Here is a 21,898-nt window from a genome sequence, read left to right on the forward strand (position 1 = left end):
CTTTACTTAGTTAAGTTTTCGCTCCATTCCGCTTCCTTAAAGCCCACAAGCACAGTTTTATCCTTAACAACAATAGGACGTTTTACAAGCATTCCATTCGTGGCAAGAAGTTTAAGCTGTTCTTCTTCATTCATTCCAGGAAGTTTATCCTTTAACTGCATTTCCTTGTATAACATTCCACTTGTGTTAAAGAACTTCTTAAGAGGAAGTCCACTTTTAGCAAACCATTCTTTTAACTCATCATAAGATGGATTTTCCTCCACTATGTAACGTGCAGTATATTTTACACCTTTTTCATCCAGCCATTTCCTTGCTTTAATACAGGTAGAGCATTTTGGATAATATATAAATAACATTTTTTCACCTTCCTTTGTAATTATTATTTATACAATTTTACATTTTATGCAGTAAGCAGCTCTGTTATAGCTCCCTTTACATATTGACTGTTGCAGATAGAGCATACTTCTCCCAAAACAAAAGTATGTCCATTTTTCTCTAGCTTCTTAACACTTTCAAAAATTTCACCCTTTACATCATTATAAATCTGCGCCTTATTCAACAGGTTAAATATCTTGTTTTCCAAGATTTCATTTGAATTATAAACCGAAGCTGCCTTTATTTTAACAATAATATCATCTTCAAGCGATATGTAAGGAAGACTGATAATCAAGACATTTCTATCAGTATCATAGTTTGTTTCGATAGGTTCTATTGTCTTATCTCCCGATTCAATATGCAAAAATTCAAATTCCCTTATTCCATAAAAATGTAAATGGTATTTTCTCTCACTTATACCATCTGATATAATACCATCCGCTTTTGAAATAGTAAAGATATAATCTTTTTCATCTATGCTGTCATTATTTACCAACTCATTCTTAAATTCTGTATATCTCCAATCCGCCTTATCAAATTCAGATAATTCAGCATTATCCTCAGCAAGGGTAAATTCACCACAAGCTCCTGTAAATACGTACAGATCCATTTTCTCCGGATTATTTATCTCATTGCCGGTACATCTTGCATCAAGAGGTAAGATAGTACCTAATTTTGCAAAAACTCCTATATTATCTATATCTCTATAAATTTCAATTTCTCTTCCTCCTTTATATTTTACCCCTGTAAATATATCCACCCACTCTCCATCAGGTAAATACATTTTTGATTTTGCCATACAACTGCTAACTTCATTTTTTTCTGTAATAGGGCATACCAGTAAATTTTCTCCGAAATAATATTCATTTCTATATTTATAAGCTACAAATTTTTCAGAATCATAATAATACAAAGGCAGAATCAAAGGTATACCCTCTCTATTTGCTCTCAAGTTCATTGTATATAAATAAGGTATGAGCTGTTGCCTAAGCCTCAAATATCTTTTTACAACCTTTTCAGTAATAGGATTATAATTCCAAGGTTCTTTGCCCAAAAATTCATTAGATGTACTATGTAATCGCATTATAGGCGAAAATACACCAAACTGTACCCAACGTGTAAATAACTCATCATCTCTTACCCCATTCATATGCCCACCTATATCATGGCTCCACCAGCCATATCCTATATTAGACGCTGTCGAAGTGAAATATGGCTGAAAATTAAGACTTTCCCAGCTTATTACAGTATCACCTGAAAATCCTACCGGATATCTATGACTTCCCGGGCCTGCATATCTTGAAAGTATGAGTCCTCTTTTACCATTCTTTTTTGCATCTATGTAATGAAAATGGTTTAATAGCCACAATGGGTCTAATCCTTTTACACCGGAATTACTTCCCTGCTGCCAGTCTAACCACCAAAAATCCACCCCATCAGCTTCAAGTTTATGATGAACATACTTAAAATACCCTTCTCTGAATTTAGAATCTGCTATATCAAACAGTATTGGGTCTTCATTTTTAACATCAATCTCCATAAACTCTGCAAACTCAGGATAAACATCCTCAAATGCCCTGATTCCATCTGCCGGATGTACATTTAGTGTTACCTTGTAATTATTTTCATGTAGCTCCCCTAAAAATTCTTTTGGATTATCAAATAATTTTCTATTCCAAGTATAACCCGTCCAGCCTGTGCCATACTTAGCATCTACTTCTGTTATATGCCAGTCCATATCCAATACAGCCACATTAAATGGAATATTTTCAGCATTAAACCTATCTATTAGCGCTTTATAGCTTTCTCTGGTATATTTATAATATCTACTCCACCAATTACCCAGAGCATATCTAGGCAGAAGTGGTACACTGCCACTTAAACGATAAAAGTCCTTTATTGCTGTAAGATAATCTGTGCCATATCCAAAAAAGTAAATATCCTCAGCCTCTTCATCATCCCTGTGTTCAAAACCTTTATCAGTCAGAAGCATTGAACTGCTATCATCAAGCACAGACCATAAATTCCAAGAAATTATTCCATCTCCAAGAGGAATCTCTCCATTTACTCCATCCAGAGTCCTTGCTGTACCCTTCAGACTCTCATTTGTGTCTCCATAATGCCATATCCCTGAAGTTGTAAGTGCATTTCCTGCTATATTTATCTTCAGTCCTTCTTTGCTAAAAGGTCTTTCATCATAATTTAATCTAAGATATTTCGTTATTATAGTCAGATTTTTCTCTGCAGATTCAACTCTAAACTCAAACTCATCAAACTTTCTATTTAATACTGTTTGAGTTGCTGCATCCGTAAATATATTTTTTTTACTATACTCCAACCGTATCAGCCTATCCGTCAACAGACTTATACGATAACCTTCACCTTGAATAATCATACTCTTATCAGTTTTTATATTTTCCATTCTAATTCTCCTTATCCTTTAATACCTGAGGTAGCAATTGATGCCTGAACCTGCTCCTGCGCTATTACATATAATATAATTCCAGGCAATATTACAACCGTCAATGCCGCAAATAACCTTGTATAATTATAAGAAAATGCCTCTGTAAAGAACTGTAGCGCCAGAGGCAAGGTTCTTGTCAGATCTGACGACGTTAAAATTGAAGCATAAAAATATTCATTCCAGTTTCCTAAAAACATCAGTATTCCTGCTGTAGCCAGCCCACCTTTAGCCAAAGGAAGGTTAATCTTAAAAAATACAGTAAAAAAATTTGCTCCTTCTATGACTGCAGCTTCATCCAGAGATTTCGGAACAGACATAAATGCAGGTTTTAAAATAAATATTGATATTGCGAGTCCCATAGACATATAAACCAAAGCTACACCCCAAATATTATCATATAAATTAAGCTTAGTTACCAGTGAAAACAACGGTTGTGCCTTAGACTGCACCGGAACTAGAAGTGTTATTGTATATAATATAAAAATGATATTTTTTCCTGGAAATTCATATTTTGCAAGGACATAACTTCCCATAGCAAAAAAAACAAGTGCTATTACAGTTGAGCTTACCGAAATTAAAGTTGAATTCACAAAATATCTAAAAAAATTATATTTTGAAAATATATAAGCAAATGCATCAAAACTTATACTCGTAGGAAGCGAAAATGGACTCGAAAGTATCTGAGCATTTGTTTTAAAGGCTGACATAACTACCCATATTATTGGGAATATCGAAATTATTATCGTAAACAGTAATAACGCATAAATAAATGTTTTAGAGAGAAGCTTCTTTATATTTTCTATCATCATTTTCCCTCCCTAATATACCCTTTCATTCATTCTGAACAACTTATTTATTATCCATAATACCAAAAGTCCCAGTATGAACATTATCACTCCATTTGCATTGGCATAACCATATTTTAGATCAAGTACAGACTTTACAAGTATTATAGGAAGATTCATTGTATCATCTCCCGGTCCACCTGCTGTAGTAAGGGCAATTTGTTCATACATTGCAACTCTTGCTGTAACTGATGCAATTATAGAGGTTCCTATTGCATTTCGGCATAATGGAAGCTGTATGTGCCTTACAATCTGGAGATTTGAAGCTCCATCAACTCTTGAAGCTTCAAAAAGCTCAGACGGAATTGCAAATAGGTCATTTAAAACTATAAGTGTTACAATGACTGCATAAAATAACCATGTAAGAGTTACGGCTATAAATGCAAATGGTGATTTATAGAACCATTGTATATGAAAATCCGGATTAAATTTTCTTACAAGATTGTTTATCATACCCATGTCATCATTAAATATAAATCTATATATCATAGCCCAGGCGGCTGCACTTATTACATTTGGTATCATAAATACTGCTCTTGTAAATTTCCAGCCAAATGGCTTTTTAAATATCGCAAATGCTACAAGCACTCCAAAACCAACATGAAAAATTGTAGCAATAATAGCCCATATTAAAAGATTTTTCAATGAACCTTTAAAGGCAGCATTATTAAATAGCCGGATATAATTTTCTAAACCGATAAACTTTGGTTTGTTAAATCCATCCCATTTTGTAAATGAGGTATATATCACAGTAAATATCGGCTGTATATAAAACGTTGCAAAAATTATAAATGATGGGAGCAAAAAAAGATATATCCATTTATAATTTTTTCGTTCAAGTTTACTTATATGTGGTTTAATAATCTTCATTTTTGTCTCCTGTCAAACTTACTGTATAAAAAATTTAAGCTCCCAGGAGCAAATGCTAAAGGGAGCATAAATTTATACCTTTAATTACTGTTTTGCCTCCTCAGCCTTCTTTGTAAGCTCTGCACAGAATTCTTCCGGAGTGAGCGTATTGTCTATTAATTTTGGGAGAAGTTTTCCAAATTCCGTCTCAGATATTGATGCAGGGAAAATATCTCCGGTTGTTGCTACATATTTTGTGTTTTCATTCATACTCTGATCAAGCTGATAAAGTATACGATTTTCTTTAAGTTTATTAAGAAAATCTTCACTATGCTTGATATTAGGTGTGTTTCCACCTTCTGCAAGAATAAATGCTTCCATTTCTTCCTTAGAACATCTGAATGTTAAAAATGCCTTTGCAGCTTCTTTCTGCTCATCACTTGCTGCATTAGATATCCAGAACTCACCATAGCCCCTTGGATTAGCCAAGGCCACATTCCCCGGATAAATTGTGGTCTTTACATTTTTGCCATCAAAGCCATTACTCCATTTATCCTTTGCATCCTCATTAAATTCAGAGGCCATCCATGATCCGTTACAGATAACCGCAGCATTATTACTCATAAATGCGTTGGCAGCATCGGCATAAGCTGCTCCAACAGTATTGCTTGATGCATATTTTTGTAAGAACTCTTTTAGTTTGGTTACTGCATTTATCATAATAGGATTGTTATAATCCCATACTTTATCAGCAGTATTATTATTAATAAAATCTACTCCACCTTCCTCATTTGCAATAATTGCAGCCAACATGAGAGCAGATGTCCAGGCATTTTCAGCAGTCATAAAAGCCATCTTATTTTCACCGAGGCTCTTCATAAACTCATCTATACTCATGTCCCTTATATCTTTTTCAGGCTTATAAAGAGCTTCATTATAATACAGTCCAATAGGTCTTATAACAGTAAGTGGTACACAAATAAGTTTACCATCTACCGTACAGAACTCTCTAGATTCTTTTATCCATTGTGCTGATATCTCAGGGTTTTGGTTTGCATATTCAGTAAGATCATACGCCATATCATTCTCAAGAATAGCCTGTTTAAACCACTGTGTGTCTATACCACCGGAGCCTGGAGCATGTATAATTGTTGGTAATTTATTCTGAGCTGCAAGCTGTTTTATCTTCTCAGCATAAGAATCCTGAACTACTTCTTCTACAGTTATCTTATACTTTCCTTCATATTTTTTATTAAACCTTTCTATTTGAGGCAAAAAGAAAACCGCCCCAACATTCTCACCTGCCAGAAAGGTAGGAAGTTTCAGTTCAACCACTTCCTGTGTCGCAGCTCCATCAGAAGTCTTTTGTCCAGACTCTGCACTCTTAGGTTTGCCACTATTACTACCTCCACACGCAATTAGTGAGAAGGCAGTTACCATTGCCATTCCAAGTGCCATAATTTTTTTAACTTTCATATCTCTCCTCCTTAAAATATATTTGCTGAATCACTTTATTTAATGATTCTGTTTTAAAATTTCTTTACTTTTAATAATAGTATCTATTCACCATTAATAAGGCTGTGTTCAATGTATACCGTACCGGGATTCTTACCATTTTTAATTATATCCATGAGTAATCTCATACCTTCATATCCTTTTTTTATGATATTCTGATCTATAGTTGGTATCTTAGGTTTTATATAGTTTAATAATTGTATACCGTCAAAACCTGTAACAAAAAAGTCTTCTCCTACTCTATAACTCAATTCTTCTATACATCTTACTGTAGCTATTGCCATAAGATCACTCATACATATAAAAGTTCTTCCTCTACTCTTTCCGTATTTTCCTATATATTCCCGAACAGTAGTATAAGCTAACTCTTCGTCATACTTGCAGTCTAATATATCAATATTATCTTTTGATATAGATTTTTCTTTTACTGCTGTCTTAAACCCTTTATAGCGGTCTATAGTAACTTCTGCCTCATCCTTTCCTTTTACCAAAACCAGTTTTTTATATCCCTTTTCTATAGCATATAAAGTTATTTCTTTGAACGCTTTTACGTCATCCGTAAGCACAGATGCTGCCATATTCCCTTCAAGCCTAATATCTATACCAACACAAGGTATCTCATTATTTTTGACTTCTTCAATATATTTGTCTCCCAGCTTAAGACCTGTTAAAATTACTCCAGACAAACTGTATTGCTCACAAAAATCTTTTAGGCTTAATTGTCTTTGAATTTCTGATGAAATTCCATACATTGCTATCATCATATCTTTTCCTTGAATATATGAATTCAAGCCTTTCAGCACATTTCCTGTAAACTCATCCATAGGACTGTTGGAACCAAGTCCTGATATTAGTATTGCAACATTTTCTTTTTTCTTTAACGAAAGATTTCTTGCGCTCTGGCTAGGCCTATAACCTAGCTTAGATGCCATATCCATTATCCGCTTTCTTGTATCTTCATTAACATCGTCATAACCATTCAAGGCTCTAGACACTGTGCTGACAGAGACCCCTGCCTCTTTTGCTACATCTCTGATAGATATCAACACTAATCACTCCTACTTTATTTTCAAAAACGTTTTTGTAAATTTATAATACAATATTTTTATATTATGGTCAATATATTTTTATTATACATCATATTTTTGGATATTTTGCCATTTTTAATTCATATTTTTTAGTGAAAATGCATAAAAGTTTTTTAGTAGTTTCACTGAGACCGAACATCCATTCAAAGCTATGATATCAGCAAAAATCTCTTATAAAAACGTGTGTGCTTGCACACACGTCGTGCGCGAACTGTGCCACAGGGCAAACTTCCCTACCACTAGCTGCGCATCCCTCGGAGAGATTTTAATTTAATAGGAAATTTCGAAGAAATTTCCTATTAAATTAAAAAGGCAAGTGATACAACACTCGCCTTTTATCTTTATTATTTATTTTCTTTACTAAGTTATTGAATTTTTGTATCCATCTGCTTAAAAGCATCATAAACCGCTTTATAGACTTTATTGTTTTTCATCGGAATGCAGTCCAATACATAATTCCACCAAAAATAGCCACCTATGTAGTTTTTTGTGTATTTCGGCATTGAATAGTATTGGTTAAACATCTTTATCTTACTCTTATCTGTTGCAGTTTTGGCAGTATTCCCACACTCTCCTATACCTATCTTTGATTTCGGAAAAAGCTTTCCGAATTTGTTAAATACGCTTTTCCAATCCGGCTCGTAACCTTCGTTATCATCCTCATAGTAACTTATAAAAGCATAATCCAGATTCTTCCTTAATTTTTTGGGTATATATGTCTTTATCCATTTCATCATATCTCTTTGATAATCCGGGTTTTCATAGTAAAAGGTTACTGCCGTCTTCCCACCTTTAGCCTTAATTACATCATATACCGCCATAATCTTGTCTGCAACCAGGGAATTGTCCTGCTTTATCCATTCTTCGCCGTTTACTTCATTTCCTATTTCCCAAATATCCACATATTTACCCAGATATTTATATGAATCCTTAAATCGTTTCTTATAGCTGTCAACATCTTCATACAGGTTCATTTCATAGGAATCTACAGGCTCTGCCATAACGTCTGCTATCTTGTGTATTTCCTTAAATATTTTAACATATTCCTTCGGCTCAGTATCCTTTGACATTACTATCCTTGCAGTCGGTCTTGTTTTTAGTTTTTTCAGGGATGAAACAACTTCTTTAAGCGAAACTCTCTCATACCAGCTATCGTCTATAGTTAAACCGTATATTTTATCATTTGACTGAGCATAAGCAACTACATTAAATGATGAAATTGCAAAAATTACAAAGACTGTTAAGATAAATTTTAATCTCATTTCCTGTCCTCCTGTTAAAGTGCATATAAATTTCGAGTTTTCTGCCCGGAATGTCGCGTTTTTTACACCCACTTCTTTTTTACCACATTTTATAAAGTTATTCAATCATTTCTCAACCTAATGATACAGTGTCAAAATATAAAAAGGGATATTTTGCTTTTACGCTGAAGATTATACAACTCCTATGAAGGGTATACGAATGGATTATGGACATTAATAAAAGATATATATCATAATTGAACGTTCAAAAATTTTACAATCTCCTCTTCGTTCCCTCTAACATTGATTTTTCTGTGTCCATTCTGTGACATAAGGTAAGCCGTATTACAGGTTTTAAATAACAATTCCAAATCATGTGTAATAAGAATAACCGGAGTTGTCTTTGTTCTTTCCTCTATAATAGATGAAACCTGTGACATCCTTTTATAATCAAGTCCTGCAGTCGGTTCATCCAAGATTATAAGTTTTGATTCTTTCAACATGGAGATGAGGAGTGCAAGTCTCTGCTTTTCTCCACCTGACAGGTCATGCGGGTTCATTGTTCTTTTATCCCATAATTCAAGATGAATTAAGTATTTTTTTACCTTATCCAAATATTCTCTGTCTGCTTCTTTTTCTCTCGGTATCAGTTCTTTTTCAACTGTTTCATAAAAGAACATATTTCTGCAGTTTTGTAAGCTTGCAGCAGTATATCTGAGTCTTTCCCTGTCTGATATCGCGTAAGATACTTCACCTCTTTTAATAGGCAAAAGCCCCATCAGCTCTTTGGCCATAGTGGTTTTACCTATTCCATTCTCACCTATTACCGCCATACACTCTCCTCTGTTTAAGGAGAATTCTGCTAAATCATTAAGTTTATAGCTTTTATTCTTAACCGACAGGTCATTTACCCTTACAAGGACTTCTTCACCTGCTTCGGCTGCTTCACTTGTAAGTTCCGAATAGTCAAAGCACCTGAGCATGTTCTCTTTTCGAATACTCTCATTCAAATCTTCAGGTAAAAATATATTTTCAAGATGTCCTGCTTTAAGAAGAATAAGCCTATCAATTATATCTTTCAGGTAGAATAGCCTATGTTCTGCTATAATAATGGTTTTACCCTGTTCTTTAAGTTTCTTCAGTACGCTTCTCATATCTTCGATTGAAGTAAAATCTAAATTTGCAGTCGGCTCATCAAGTATGATTATATCACTGTCATACACCAAAGTTGAAGCAATCGCTACCTTTTGTTTTTGTCCTCCGGAAAGCTCTCTTAATTTTCTCCCTTTAAGCGATACTATATCAAGCTGTTCCATGGCAGAATTCACCCGTTCAAGCAAAACAGAACGCTCTAATCCCGTATTTTCACCAACCAACGCTATTTCGTTTTCAACTTCATTTGAGAAAAACTGATCATCGGGATTTTGAAATACATTACCGATATATTTGGCAAGCTCTCCAGCTTTATATTCAACTGTCGATTTGCCTAAGATCTTTATTTCTCCTGTCAGCTTCCCCTCGTAAACTTGCGGAATCAAACCATTAAGCAGTCTGATCAATGTAGTTTTTCCCGAGCCCGAAAGACCTGCTATAACTACTGTCTCTCCCTTTTCAACAGTAAAATTCACATTCTCCAAAATAATTTTATCAGCATAAGAGAATCTGTTTATACTTATTTCTACAACTTTTCCCATACCGTTATCCCTATAAACACCATTCCTGCCATAATAACTGCATAATCACGCCATGTTAACGATAAGTCAATATACGAAGTTTTCTCACAATCAAATTCGATTCCTTTTGTTATCAGCGAACAGGTTAAAATATTAGCTGTGTCAAATGCTTTGTAAATCAGGGGGACCAGATACATTTCAAAGCTTTGCAACGGTTTTAGTATATTGAAAGAAATATTTCTAACCTTTAACCCTTCCTTGATTTCCTTTAGATAATTTCTGTATTCAGGTATGAATCGAATAAATATTGACACTCCCACACAGAGATTGTTCGGAAGTTTAAGTTTTCTCAGTGAGGCTATGATTTCCGAAGTATTAAATTCTGTTATAATACCTACTAAAATCCACAGAGGAAACAGCTTAACCACAATAAGAGCCATTGTATAAACAGAACCTATCCAACCACTCAAGGTCAAAAAGTTCATTATCCTGATTAGAGCAAACAATAACATATATGCAGTAATAAAAGAAAACGTTTTCTTTCTGTTTACAAAAAAAAGTAATATAAAACTGAATAAAGTCATAACCCAATATACAAGCATCTCACTAAAAAATAAGATACTTGTATATATAATCATAAGAACTCCTATTGTTATTGGTTTTAAGAACAGGCGATTTTCAAAATTCATTATGATAAAATGCTCCTTTTATCACCGGTTTTATCAAAAAATTTTTTATAAATATATTTTCCGAATAATGTTCCAAGTACGGCTGCAATAATTTCTATACTTAATATCACCGCCATATTCATAGGATTAAAAAAGGTATCTCTTACGCTCTGAGCTGCCTCAAGTGTAAATAGATTAGGAAAAGTTTTTACCAACCCTTCTACACCCAAAACCAGGATGAAAAAAAATCCATGCAATGAATATATCAGTTGGGATATAACATAAGAAAGACTCAGCCTTCCCATATTTATGTAGTTATCCGCCTTACCTACAAGGAACTCTCCTACAATTCCCGACACAGCCATTATAGGAAGCATTGGAATGAACCCCATAATGGAATAAATTATTCCTGATAGAAAATAGTATATAAATATTGCACCTCTTTTAGGAATCTTATTACACATAACAAAATAAACAGGAGCGCATAAGAAGCTTCCTATAGAAACATGAACGAAAACTCCGTAAGCACCAAATAACTGTGTAGCCATTCCCGAAGCCATACTAATAACAAAACCAACTACCCCAAGCAGACTGACAATAATAAAATCTTTAAGTTTTAACTTCATTTGTTTTTCCTCTCCTTCATTTATTAATAAAAACATGTTAGCTCAGACTAACCCATAAGTCAAGGGAATTTTTTCTTGACTTTTCAGGCATTTTTTTATAAAGTTAAACCAAACATAAAGTTAGCATTGTCTAACCCACATTGTCACTGAATTTACTCACAATGTATCTGAAAGGTGAAGAGAATGAGTCAATTAAAACAAACGGAGTTAGGTACTTTTATCTGCAAAGATGAATATATAGACGGAATCAAAATTCAAAGCTTCTTAGGGATTCCATATGCAAAATCTGAGCGATTCGGTATGCCTGAAATGACAGATACATATCGGGAATCTCCTGCAAATTACGGTATAGGCCTGCGCTTTCCGCAAAACGATGTCCCACCGTTTCTTAACCTGTTTCTTAAAAATCCTATGATGCGTAAAGAAATATTAACAGACAGTGATAAAACCGATGAAAATGCTTTTGTCTTAAATATTTGGACAAATGATACCCCAAAAAAGAAACCTGTTCTGGTATTCATTCATGGAGGCGGGTTTACCTACGGTTCCGGCACAACACCTCTTTACAACGGCAGGTATCTCGCAGCAAAAGACATAGTCGTGGTAACCATAAACTATCGTCTGTCCGAGCCCGGCTTCATTCCTGTAAAAATAAACGGAAACCTCTCTGTGAACCGGGGTTTTTTTGATCAACAATGCGCCTTAAAATGGGTACGCAAGAATATTGATTATTTCGGTGGCGATAACTCAAATATTACTCTTATGGGACAATCTGCAGGCGGTCTCTCTGTTTCCACCCATATGATGAGTGAGGAAAGCTCCAAATATTTTGATAAACTCATTGTATGCTCTGCGGGAGCAAATGATTGTATGACCTTAGAGCAGGCAGAAAAAATAGCATATTTCTTTCTTAAACATAATCATATTTCCGGGTTTGACCGATTACTTTCCCTGTCATGGAAAAAGCTGATTCGTCTAAAAATGCCCCTGACAGTATTATCCACACCTGTCATAGACGGTATACTCCTTAAAGATGATGCAAAAAATATAATGAAAGCAGGAAGCTTCTCTCCAAAGCCGGTTATGTTAGGTGCTACAGGTGATGAATTAAAAATGGTTAACAACAAGTCCTGGTATAAGGGGCTTGGTATTGCTGTCAAAGAACCCGATTTTCTTGAAAAATGTCTCAAACAATACGGAGAACCCGGAGTCAGCCTTGCTGATGAACTAAAAAAACAGTATCCTTCTTTAGTAGAAATGCAGTTTAAAATGATGGAAATGCCTTTCCATGCTACTGCCCTGCGAGAGCTAAAACAGTACTCGGCTAAAGCTCCTTGTTACGGCTATCGTATGAATTTTGTGCCAAATGTCTGGAACGGACTTAGAGGCGCATATCATTGTGCTGAACTTCCGTTTATTTTCGGGACTATTAAGGATGTAGACTATACCGTTACTCCCGAAAATATAAAGCAGATGGAAATTCTTCAAAATGACTGGGTTGCTTTTATTAAACAGGGTAGCGTTCCGGGACGGGATATATTCGGAGATACCGGTAAAATTACTCTTTATGAGAGTACGCAAGCCTTAAGCATAGACTTTCCTCAAACGTAAAACAATCGAAAGTCTTCAAGACACCGGGATTTTTACTAAAATTTCCAAAAATTTCATGCAGGGGAGAGATGATAATTTTCTAGCCTAACACTTCCTTTACCCTCCTCTGTAATTCCGGAACTACCTCTTCCTCAAACCAAGGATTTTTTCTCTGCCAGAAAAAGTTCAAGGGACTTGGGTGTACTATGGTGAAATAATCCGGCAGATATTCCCTATAATTTTTTACTGTTTCTGTCAGATTTTTCCCCATTTTACTACCCAGGTAATATTTCATTGAATAAGCTCCTATAAGTATTGTAAGGCTTACTTTAGGCATCAATGCTAAAATTTCTTTATGATACTCCTTAGCAATAAAGCTTCTTGGCGGCAAGTCTCCCGTCTTTCCTTTACCGGGAAAATAAAAATCCATCGGCATAATTGCTATCTTCTCAGAGTAAAAGGTATCCCTGTCAATTCCCATCCATTGTATCAGTTTCTCTCCCGACTTGTCATTAAAAGGAATCAGGCTATCCTCTACTTTTTTGCCCGGAGCCTGCCCTACGATAAGGATACGGGCTTTCGGACTAATTTGGAAAATAGGCGGTATCCCACGTTCTGTATAACTTTTATTTCTCGGATCTTCCTTAAGTTTTTTAATTATTTTATCAAGTTTTATATTTTTTTCCATCATTTTGCCCCGTTATTCTTTCATTGTTTTCATGTAAGGACTTTGAACCCGGCAATTTATATACTTCTTAAAATCCAAACTTTAACTTCTTAGCCTTAATTCAGGCAGAGCCTTTTATTTTTTTGTGTGGAGGATGAGTATATAAATAACATTTTCTCACCCTATTCAATTTTTATAATACCTTGTGTTTCTGGTCAGTCCTTTTTTCTTTATTATACCATCATTTAGAAGCTTATTTAATATACGAATAAGGGTTGCTTTCTTTATGCCTGTAATCTCCTCTATTTCTTTCCTTGTCATTTCATCCGAACCTACAATCACTTTCAATACTATTTCTGCCATATCATCTGTCTTATTTTTTTCTATAACCGGCAAAGTTACACAAATTGTATGCTCAGTAAATGAAAATTCCGGCTTTTGATATTCATTTTTATACGCATTTATTATTCTGCGCACCCCGGTTCCAAATTTTTCAATATAGTTTAGTTTTAAAAATGCTTCTGCTAACTTTGGATTTCTCAGAACAGATACCTGTGAATGTAAATATTCTTCCTCAGAAATATCTTCAGGAAGCCCTCCCGGTGATGTAATCTTTATTTTGTCTTTATACATCGCAACCTGTACTGCTGCAGGAATATCCCACACACGATGTATGAGTGCATTTGCAAGTGCCTCCCTAAATGCCTTTTCGGGAATCATTTCTATAGTTTCTCTTTTGATTCCTTTTATTTCATCATACTGATAATATTTTCTGTATATCGTAATACCATTATTATATTCAGCAATTATTGACTGGTGTTCAAAAGTTTCCCTATCCATAATCCGGTCTTCTGTCTCTCCAAATCGAATAATGTCTATTCCTCTATAATCATTTTTATCCGAAAGAAGTTCTGCAGCAATATTATAGCCTACATCTTTTACATATAGTCCTAACGTTTTCTGGATATCCTTATCAAACTCATCTATCTGAAGTGTATTTTTCAGTTCCTTTTCAAAAACAGAAAAAGTAAGTTCCTTACTGTTCGCCGGTAAATCTTCAAAATCTCTATTTGTTCCTTTTAAGACTAAACGCTTCAATTCCACTGTATCTACAGGTACACTTGCAGTATCTGATCTGCGGTATGCTTTTCCATGATAAAAATACGGAGTTTCACTTCCTTTGTAAATATTTAAAATAACAGTCTTATTTCTCTCATTTACAACAATATCATATTCAGGTACAGGAGTTATGCTGTCATTGATAGCATTTTCAATATCAAGGCAGGCTTTGTTTGCGTCCGGTAAGCCTTTTACCAAACCGTCATCACAGACACCGAATATTATTTTCCCATCATTATAGTTTGCAAATGCACTTACAGCTTTTAAGAATGTCTTTGACACAGTTTCTTTATATTCAATATATTTTCCTTCTTTCTGCATAACCCCCTCCTTTCGAATCTGTTTTAATTATATATGGAATAGCAAAAAAATGCAACGATAAGTTGGTTTCGTTGCATTTGTCAATCCGATTCTGCTTCTAAATCAAGTAACCATTGTTTACCACAGATTACCATAAAATACCGTGATAAGAAAATGCTATCGCTATTATCAAGAGCGCATAGAATCCGGCAAACATCCATTTCATTTTTACGCATAATGCAACATATTCCCGAATAAAAGCGGACGGCAAATAGTAGGAGGCTGTCGAACACCCCAGTCCGTCACCTCTTATTCCGATTTTTTTAGCATAAGTGCTTGTTCTGAATACGTGATAGTCATTAGTTACAAAAAGAAAACGTGGATTCTCAACCAGGCTTTCTCCCAGCTTTTTGGAAAAAAGAAGATTCTGATAAGTCGTTTTAGACTGATCTTCCATTAAAACAGCTTCACCCGGCACATCCGTTTCTTCCATCAGATAATTAAAAATTGCCCGTGCTTCCGAGATTTTCTCATCGGCACCTTGTCCTCCGCTTGCAATTAACTTAATATTTGAATTTCGTGACTTTTTAAATGCTTCCACTGCCTTATCGATTCTTCTCTTTAACAGCGGAGTTACCCGCTCACCGTTTAATAACCCCGCACCATGGATAATGATAAAATCATAGTTTTTTCCCTTGGGAATAAAATTATATAGCAGGGAGTAAAGCAAAAATCCCGCGAATGCAAAACCAAAAATTATATATGAATAAATTACAAATATGAAAAATATGTTAAGCCAAGGATTTTGATAAAAAATATAATTGTCAGTTCCATATGCACGAACAAATATCATTATATAAAAGGCTATAATAAGAATTCCCATACCCAGCGACAGATAATTCACCTTAGATTTGCCTTCACGTTTTAACAGTACAAACCCATTATATATCAGAAAAATACCGCTTAAAAACACCAAGAACGGAACTCCCAAAAAACCGGCTGCCAGTGTAATCATATAAACATTTTCATCACCTGATGTATAAAAGAGTTGAACCAATGATAAATATGAGAAAAATACTCCTATAATAAGCAGTGCAGGATTCCACATACTGCGATTATCCCGCAGCATCGAAAAAATAAATGCCACTATGACGATTCCCGTAATAATGTATAACAAGTGTTGCCTCCCATAAAATTCATTATTTGAATTAGTCACAATTATTTACGCCATAGGTCACAGACCTCTTATTCTACATAGTGCAGTAGGAAAACAGTTTTCAGTCCGTGACTACGGAGGATATTACCAAGTGTTTCCTATTATCTGTTCATTTTTAATCCCGTTACTACTATAACCTTTTTTATATCGATTATACAAGAGTAATATTTTCATATTTTTATAGCAGCTTCACTCGTTCGCTGCTAATACTTAATTTTATCCGAAACATGGACTTTAATATCATATTTGTGAATTTTAAAATATCTCTTTACAAATACGGATTAAATAACTATTATGAAAAAGGGAGCATTATTTTTATCTTACAATTTTATATGTTCTTTCGTAGGCAGTTTATGAATAACTAAGATTCACAATTTTGGAAAGGAGGAGATATAGGCGGATTCAACATAAACAATTTTGGTGAAAAATTAGTGAAAGGAGGCTGTATTTATGGACAATAAATCAACATCGGAAGTAAAACCCGGCAACAAATCCACACATAAATTAGGTTTTTTTGGATTCTTTGCCATAACAGCATCTATGGTAATGACGGTATATGAGTATCCGTCTTTTGCCACCTCCGGATTTCAGCTTGTTTTCTTTCTGATTATCGGGGGCATTCTTTGGTTCCTGCCGGTAGCGCTGTGCTCGGCAGAAATGGCTACTGTTGAAGGTTGGGAATCCGGCGGCATTTATTCATGGGTCGGAAATACGCTCGGACCTCGCTGGGGATTTTCGGCATTGTTTTTTCAATGGTTTCAGATAACTGTAGGATTCGTGACCATGGCATTTTTTATACTCGCTGCCTTGGCGTATGTGTTTAAGGTTGATGCACTTTATGATAATCCTCTTGTAATGTTCTTTGGTGTAGCAATCATAGTATGGGCACTTACATTCACACAGCTGGGCGGAACAAAGTATACAGAACGTATTTCAAAGATTGGTTTTATAGGGGGAATAGTTCTTCCTGTTATTATACTTCTGATAGGATTAATTGTATACTTTGCAACCGGCGGAGTATCTCAAATTAAGATGACTGCCGAAACACTGATTCCAAATTTTACGGAAGTTGACACTCTTGTAATTTTTGCATCATTTATCCTTGGCTATATGGGTGTAGAAGCATCTGCTTCTCATGTTAATGAGCTGAAGAATCCTACGAAAACATATCCGTCTGTTATGGTTGTATTAACCATTCTGACAATTGTACTTGATGCACTTGGCGGACTGGCCATAGCAACAACACTTTCTTCCAAAACATTGAACGGAAACCTTTCTTACGGTGTTATAGAAGCTTTTGAAGCCATCTTTATAAATCACTTGGGCTCACAGTTTGGCTGGCTTGTTTTAGTGATTTCCATATTGTTGGCCCTTGGCGTATTGGCTGAAATTTCTTCATGGATAGTCGGACCATCAAGAGCACTTTTGGAGGCCGCTAATGATAAGATTCTTCCTCCGTCTTTTACAAAAACAAATAAGCATGATGTGTCTGTAAAGACTATTGTAGTTCAATCTATTATAGTAACAATTTGGGATGCTGTTTTATGCGGCTCCATAGCACTTGCAGGCGGATCTGATTCTTCTGTAGGTTATATGACGGCAATAGGCCTCACTGTGGTTATTTATTTAGTTGGATATGTACTGTTTTTCTTGGGATATTTTGTCTTAATCCTAAAAAAGAATAACCTGAAACGTGAATTTCAAGTTCCCGGAGGAAAACCATTCAAGCTGATTGTTGCCGCTGTTGGATTATTTATGACAGTTGCGACTCTTATTATTTCATTTTTCCCATCATCGAAGCTCACATCTGCGGATAACAAAATATATCAGATTGTACTCGTAATATGCTTTGTAATTTCTGTGATAATACCTACTCTTATTTATTCAAATAAGAGCAGATGGGCTTCATAATATGAAAATATATTTAACAACGCAAAAGTAATTAGAGTAATTTACCGTTAATTTTAGGAAAAGGAGGCTCATATGAATAAAAAAACATCAAAGTTAAATAGGAAAAGCAGTAATCGTATCGGTGATGCACTGGCATCTATGAACACCGAAACAAGATATCTTACACCGATTTTCGGAACACTGGCCAGCGATGTTGAAATGCCGAATAAAAAGCTTAATGAGGATCCGGTTGAACCACAGGTTGCGGCTGAGATAATCAGAGAATACTTAAAAACCGAAGGAAATGCGACACAGAATCTTGCAACATTCTGCCAGACCTATATGGAGCCTACCGCTACAGAGTTAATGGCGGAAAACTTTGAAAAAAACGCCATTGACAAGGACGAATATCCGATGACTGCTGACCTTGAAAATCGCTGTGTGGATATTATCGGAGATTTGTGGCATATGGATCCAAAGGAAGAGCCTATTGGAACATCTACGGTTGGTTCTTCCGAAGCCTGCATGCTCGGAGGACTTGCCATGCTTTTCAGATGGAAGCATCTGGCTGATAAGGCAGGCCTTGACAGACACATCAAACAGCCAAACCTTGTAATTTCTTCGGGATATCAGGTATGCTGGGAAAAATTCTGTCGTTACTGGGACATTGAAATGAGAACCGTACCTCTTGATATGGATCATTTATCTCTTAATATGGATACTGTTATGGACTATGTTGATGATTATACTATAGGTATAGTTGCGATATTGGGTATCACTTACACAGGAAAATACGATGACGTCAAAACCCTTGATAAGCTCGTAGAACGCCACAATAAGAATAACCGTAAGTTCCCAATCCGTATTCACGTTGATGGTGCCTCAGGTGGAATGGTTGCACCATTTATAGAACCCGAACTGGAATGGGATTTCAGACTTAAAAATGTGTGGTCAATCAGTACTTCCGGTCATAAATACGGTCTGGTGTATCCCGGAGTAGGTTGGGTAATCTGGCGTTCAAAAGAAGCTCTTCCCGAAGAACTTATTTTTTGGGTTAGTTACCTTGGCGGTGAAGAGGCAACTATGGCAATAAACTTCTCACGCAGTGCATCTCAAATTGTCGGTCAGTATTACATGCTCATGCGAAACGGTTTTAAGGGATATAAAGAGATTCACCAACGTACTATAGATGTTGCAAGATATATGGCTGCTGAAATCAAAAAAATGGGCATCTTTGAAATGATTGAAGAGGCTAAACAAATTCCGATTGTTTGTTGGAGACTACGGGAAGATGCAGATGTCAACTGGACTCTATATGATCTTGAAGACAGACTCCGTATGCATGGCTGGATGATACCTGCATATCCGATGCCGGAAAATATAGCTGATGTGGATGTACAGCGTCTCGTTCTTCGTCAGGATTTTGGCATGCCTCTTGCAATTCTTTGTGTCAATGAAATGAAAAAACAGATTGAAATATTAAGCAGTGCACGTGTTGTCCTACGCGATAACGAAAAGAATGCTAAGCCGGGCAAGGGATTTGACCACAGTGGCAGATAGGTTTTACTGTCAACACTAAAGAACTGCCACAGCTTGTTTTGTTGGCAGTTCTTTATCACCTAAAACAAAGATATTTGAAGCTAATGGCAGTATTTATATCCCTGTAATCCAACAGTTTTGTAAAGATTCCATCAAAATATATTTCTCTGCCACATGATTTACATCGCTGTTGTTCTCTTCTCATATAGTCCCTCCTATGTTTTTATTTTTTTAGCCATTGGTTTGCCATTTCTTTTATTACCATAAGTATTTATTTTAAGCTAAATCTACAGATAAAACCGTTTTTTTTATTTTTAGCAAATTCAACCTTCCATCTGTGAAAACCGGCTACCTGCTTAACTATCTTAAGTCCTAATCCATGGGGACCGTTAGCAGTATTCCACTCATAACCTTTGCAATTTAATTCTTTCAGAAACTCTTCAGCCACTCCTTTTCCATTATCACTTATTTCTAGAATAAGCACATTTTTAATATTTTTGTAAAGCTTTACTTCTATTTTACAACATTCAGGATTATGGTGCATAGCATTTATTATGAGATTAATTACCGCCCTTTCAAACAAATTTTCATTTGCTTTCACCTGTATATCTTGCAAGCTGTCATCTATTTCCAGTTCAAACTCATACCTCTCATCCTCAGCCTGATTCATAAGCTCCGTAATAATTTTTCTAAGAAATCTGCTTAACTTTATTTCTTTCTTTTCAAATTTACCAAGGCCAAAATCAAGCTTACTGGAAAGATTCAGATTCTCTACAAGAGTTCTAAGCCTTATTCCCTGTTTTTCAATCAAATCTGCCTTCTTTTTTATTTCTTCATCTTCTGTCAGATTACTGATTGTTTCCGCATTTCCCATAATTATAGCAAGTGGGGTGCGGATATCGTGCGATACTCCTGCTATCCATTCTGTCCTTTCTTCTTCTTTTTGTCTCTGCCTCCTCCTTTGTAATGTAACCGGTACTGTGATGAGCACTACAGCATTAATCACAAAAAGAAGCGGTATAATAAGTATGGCTGTCCTCATTCTTTCTGAGCCATATTCCAAGGTATATTTCCATACCTTATCTGTCTTTTCACCAATTACCAGTAGTCCTTCATCAGCCACATAAGTTCTTACAGGATAGTCTTCAAGATAATATCGTGTAAATCCCGCCACATCTTTCAGTGTATAAGTTTTATAAAGCTTATCAGGCAGGCTTTCGCTCCATACTATATTCCCGGCATCATCTATTAACATGGCAAAATAATTCTTTTCCCTAATTTTCTTTGTTTCTTGCCTCTTTAACTCATAAGTACCATTCTTAAAAGTAAGATTAGCCAGTATTTCTCTTGAAGAGGGATAATCCACTGAGGTTACATTAAGCATTATAATTAAATATATTAAGATATCTGCAAAAAGAAGTACGAATCCTGTAATTAATACTACAATAACTGTTGAAAATTTCATTTCTTTTCTTCTTCTCATTGTTCTTTCTCCAATTTGTAGCCTAATCCTCTTACCGTCTTAAGAAATCCGGGTTTTGAAGGTTCTTCTTCTATCTTTTCTCTTAAATGCCTCATATGTACAATCAATGAACTTTCAAGTCCGTAGCTTCCATCAGGCCAGAGTGCATCGCAAAGAGTATCTGTCGTTACAATCTTTCCCCTGTTTTTTGCAAGTATAACAAAAAGAGCCAGTTCTTTGGCAGTAAGCGGACTCTCTTCTCCTTTATATCTTACCGTACCGGCTTCTATAGATACGGTTCTCTCACCCAGACGTACCATATTTACATTTTTTTCCAAGTGATAAGTCCTTCTAAGCACTGCCCCTATTCTAAGCAACAATTCCTGTGGAAGAAATGGCTTTGTAATATAATCGTCTGCTCCAAGTCCAAGTCCATGGAGTCTGTCTACATCTTCATCCCTTGCAGAAAGAAAAATTACCGGCACTTCATACATATACCCTTCTTTCTTCATATTTTCATATAGTTCAAACCCCTTCCCATCAGGCAACATTACATCCAAGAGAATCAAATGATAAGTATTTTCTCTTATCTTTTTCTCCGCTTCTTTTAAATTTGCTGCACTGTCAATCCTGCCATAGCCTTCTCTTTTAAGTATATCAGTTACTATATAAGTAAGCTCCTTCTCATCATCAACTGTAAGAATCTTGCATTCCGCTTTATTCATAGCTTTTACCTCACAACATTTTCTTACTTTATTATACTTTATTCTA

General features: G+C 35.4%; 19 protein-coding genes. 3 read left to right on the forward strand and 16 right to left on the reverse strand.

Translation table 11 applies throughout. The features are described from left to right. Positions 1-2 precede the first annotated feature (2 nt). The 10 genes from GCWU000282_RS14275 to GCWU000282_RS14320 all read right to left on the reverse strand — a co-directional run bounded on the left by GCWU000282_RS14275 (position 3) and on the right by GCWU000282_RS14320 (position 11,344). On the reverse strand, positions 3-356 hold the full coding sequence (locus tag GCWU000282_RS14275) for an arsenate reductase family protein (protein WP_023355885.1): 354 nt from the start codon (positions 354-356) through the stop codon (positions 3-5). A 44-nt stretch (positions 357-400) separates the two neighbouring features. Further along, positions 401-2,797, reverse strand: coding sequence for a glycoside hydrolase family 31 protein (locus GCWU000282_RS14280; RefSeq protein ID WP_023355886.1), 2,397 nt, complete (start codon positions 2,795-2,797; stop codon positions 401-403). Positions 2,798-2,808: 11 nt separating this feature from the next. After that, positions 2,809-3,648: a carbohydrate ABC transporter permease gene (locus tag GCWU000282_RS14285; protein WP_023355887.1), complete on the reverse strand. Its 840-nt coding sequence runs from the start codon at positions 3,646-3,648 to the stop codon at positions 2,809-2,811. 9 nt (positions 3,649-3,657) lie between these two features. Continuing rightward, entirely contained in the window at positions 3,658-4,554 is an 897-nt protein-coding gene (locus tag GCWU000282_RS14290; protein ID WP_023355888.1) for a carbohydrate ABC transporter permease, read from the reverse strand. An 84-nt stretch (positions 4,555-4,638) separates the two neighbouring features. Then, on the reverse strand, positions 4,639-6,009 hold the full coding sequence (locus tag GCWU000282_RS14295) for an ABC transporter substrate-binding protein (protein ID WP_023355889.1): 1,371 nt from the start codon (positions 6,007-6,009) through the stop codon (positions 4,639-4,641). An 83-nt stretch (positions 6,010-6,092) separates the two neighbouring features. Further along, the gene (locus GCWU000282_RS14300; protein WP_023355890.1) at positions 6,093-7,097 is read right to left on the reverse strand and encodes a LacI family DNA-binding transcriptional regulator; all 1,005 of its coding nucleotides are present in this window, start codon (positions 7,095-7,097) and stop codon (positions 6,093-6,095) included. Positions 7,098-7,501: 404 nt separating this feature from the next. Beyond that, entirely contained in the window at positions 7,502-8,398 is an 897-nt protein-coding gene (locus GCWU000282_RS14305; RefSeq protein WP_156913161.1) for a hypothetical protein, read from the reverse strand. Between the two features lie 230 nt (positions 8,399-8,628). Continuing rightward, positions 8,629-10,071 carry an ABC transporter ATP-binding protein gene (locus tag GCWU000282_RS14310; RefSeq protein ID WP_023355892.1) on the reverse strand — a complete coding sequence of 481 codons (1,443 nt, stop codon included), beginning with the start codon at positions 10,069-10,071 and terminating at the stop codon, positions 8,629-8,631. After that, complete coding sequence (locus tag GCWU000282_RS14315; RefSeq protein ID WP_242828971.1) at positions 10,056-10,688, reverse strand: energy-coupling factor transporter transmembrane component T family protein; 633 nt, start codon at positions 10,686-10,688, stop codon at positions 10,056-10,058. The genes GCWU000282_RS14310 and GCWU000282_RS14315 overlap by 16 nt, the downstream gene beginning before the upstream one ends. Before the next feature lie 50 nt (positions 10,689-10,738). Further along, entirely contained in the window at positions 10,739-11,344 is a 606-nt protein-coding gene (locus GCWU000282_RS14320) for an MptD family putative ECF transporter S component (RefSeq protein WP_035041179.1), read from the reverse strand. Positions 11,345-11,527: 183 nt separating this feature from the next. Between GCWU000282_RS14320 and GCWU000282_RS14325 the strand changes: the two genes are divergently transcribed. Next, positions 11,528-12,955, forward strand: coding sequence for a carboxylesterase family protein (locus GCWU000282_RS14325; protein ID WP_023355895.1), 1,428 nt, complete (start codon positions 11,528-11,530; stop codon positions 12,953-12,955). 79 nt (positions 12,956-13,034) lie between these two features. Here GCWU000282_RS14325 and GCWU000282_RS14330 read toward each other — a convergent pair whose 3' ends face one another. The 3 genes from GCWU000282_RS14330 to GCWU000282_RS14340 form a co-directional block, all read right to left on the reverse strand. Next, on the reverse strand, positions 13,035-13,625 hold the full coding sequence (locus GCWU000282_RS14330) for a uracil-DNA glycosylase family protein (protein ID WP_023355896.1): 591 nt from the start codon (positions 13,623-13,625) through the stop codon (positions 13,035-13,037). 162 nt (positions 13,626-13,787) lie between these two features. After that, positions 13,788-15,041 carry an ATP-binding protein gene (locus tag GCWU000282_RS14335; protein ID WP_023355897.1) on the reverse strand — a complete coding sequence of 418 codons (1,254 nt, stop codon included), beginning with the start codon at positions 15,039-15,041 and terminating at the stop codon, positions 13,788-13,790. Between the two features lie 127 nt (positions 15,042-15,168). Continuing rightward, the gene (locus GCWU000282_RS14340) at positions 15,169-16,197 is read right to left on the reverse strand and encodes a YdcF family protein (RefSeq protein ID WP_035041182.1); all 1,029 of its coding nucleotides are present in this window, start codon (positions 16,195-16,197) and stop codon (positions 15,169-15,171) included. A 489-nt stretch (positions 16,198-16,686) separates the two neighbouring features. Here GCWU000282_RS14340 and GCWU000282_RS14345 point away from each other — a divergent pair, with 489 nt between their 5' ends. Beyond that, complete coding sequence (locus GCWU000282_RS14345) at positions 16,687-18,147, forward strand: amino acid permease (RefSeq protein WP_023355899.1); 1,461 nt, start codon at positions 16,687-16,689, stop codon at positions 18,145-18,147. A gap of 72 nt (positions 18,148-18,219) precedes the next feature. Further along, complete coding sequence (locus tag GCWU000282_RS14350) at positions 18,220-19,686, forward strand: glutamate decarboxylase (RefSeq protein WP_023355900.1); 1,467 nt, start codon at positions 18,220-18,222, stop codon at positions 19,684-19,686. Between the two features lie 55 nt (positions 19,687-19,741). On the opposite strand, the gene GCWU000282_RS17310 is transcribed toward GCWU000282_RS14350, so the two are convergent. The 3 genes from GCWU000282_RS17310 to GCWU000282_RS14360 all read right to left on the reverse strand — a co-directional run bounded on the left by GCWU000282_RS17310 (position 19,742) and on the right by GCWU000282_RS14360 (position 21,852). After that, positions 19,742-19,870, reverse strand: coding sequence for a hypothetical protein (locus GCWU000282_RS17310; protein WP_023355901.1), 129 nt, complete (start codon positions 19,868-19,870; stop codon positions 19,742-19,744). 66 nt (positions 19,871-19,936) lie between these two features. Then, positions 19,937-21,148, reverse strand: a complete 1,212-nt coding sequence (locus GCWU000282_RS14355; RefSeq protein WP_023355902.1) for a sensor histidine kinase — start codon at positions 21,146-21,148, stop codon at positions 19,937-19,939. Then, positions 21,145-21,852 (reverse strand): response regulator transcription factor, encoded by a 708-nt coding sequence (locus tag GCWU000282_RS14360; protein WP_035041184.1) that lies wholly within the window; start codon positions 21,850-21,852, stop codon positions 21,145-21,147. Before GCWU000282_RS14360 ends, GCWU000282_RS14355 begins: the two co-directional genes overlap by 4 nt. Between the last annotated feature and the right edge of the window lie 46 nt (positions 21,853-21,898).

Origin of the sequence: Catonella morbi ATCC 51271 (assembly GCF_000160035.2) — a bacterium.
GTDB classification, from domain to species: domain Bacteria; phylum Bacillota; class Clostridia; order Lachnospirales; family Lachnospiraceae; genus Catonella; species Catonella morbi.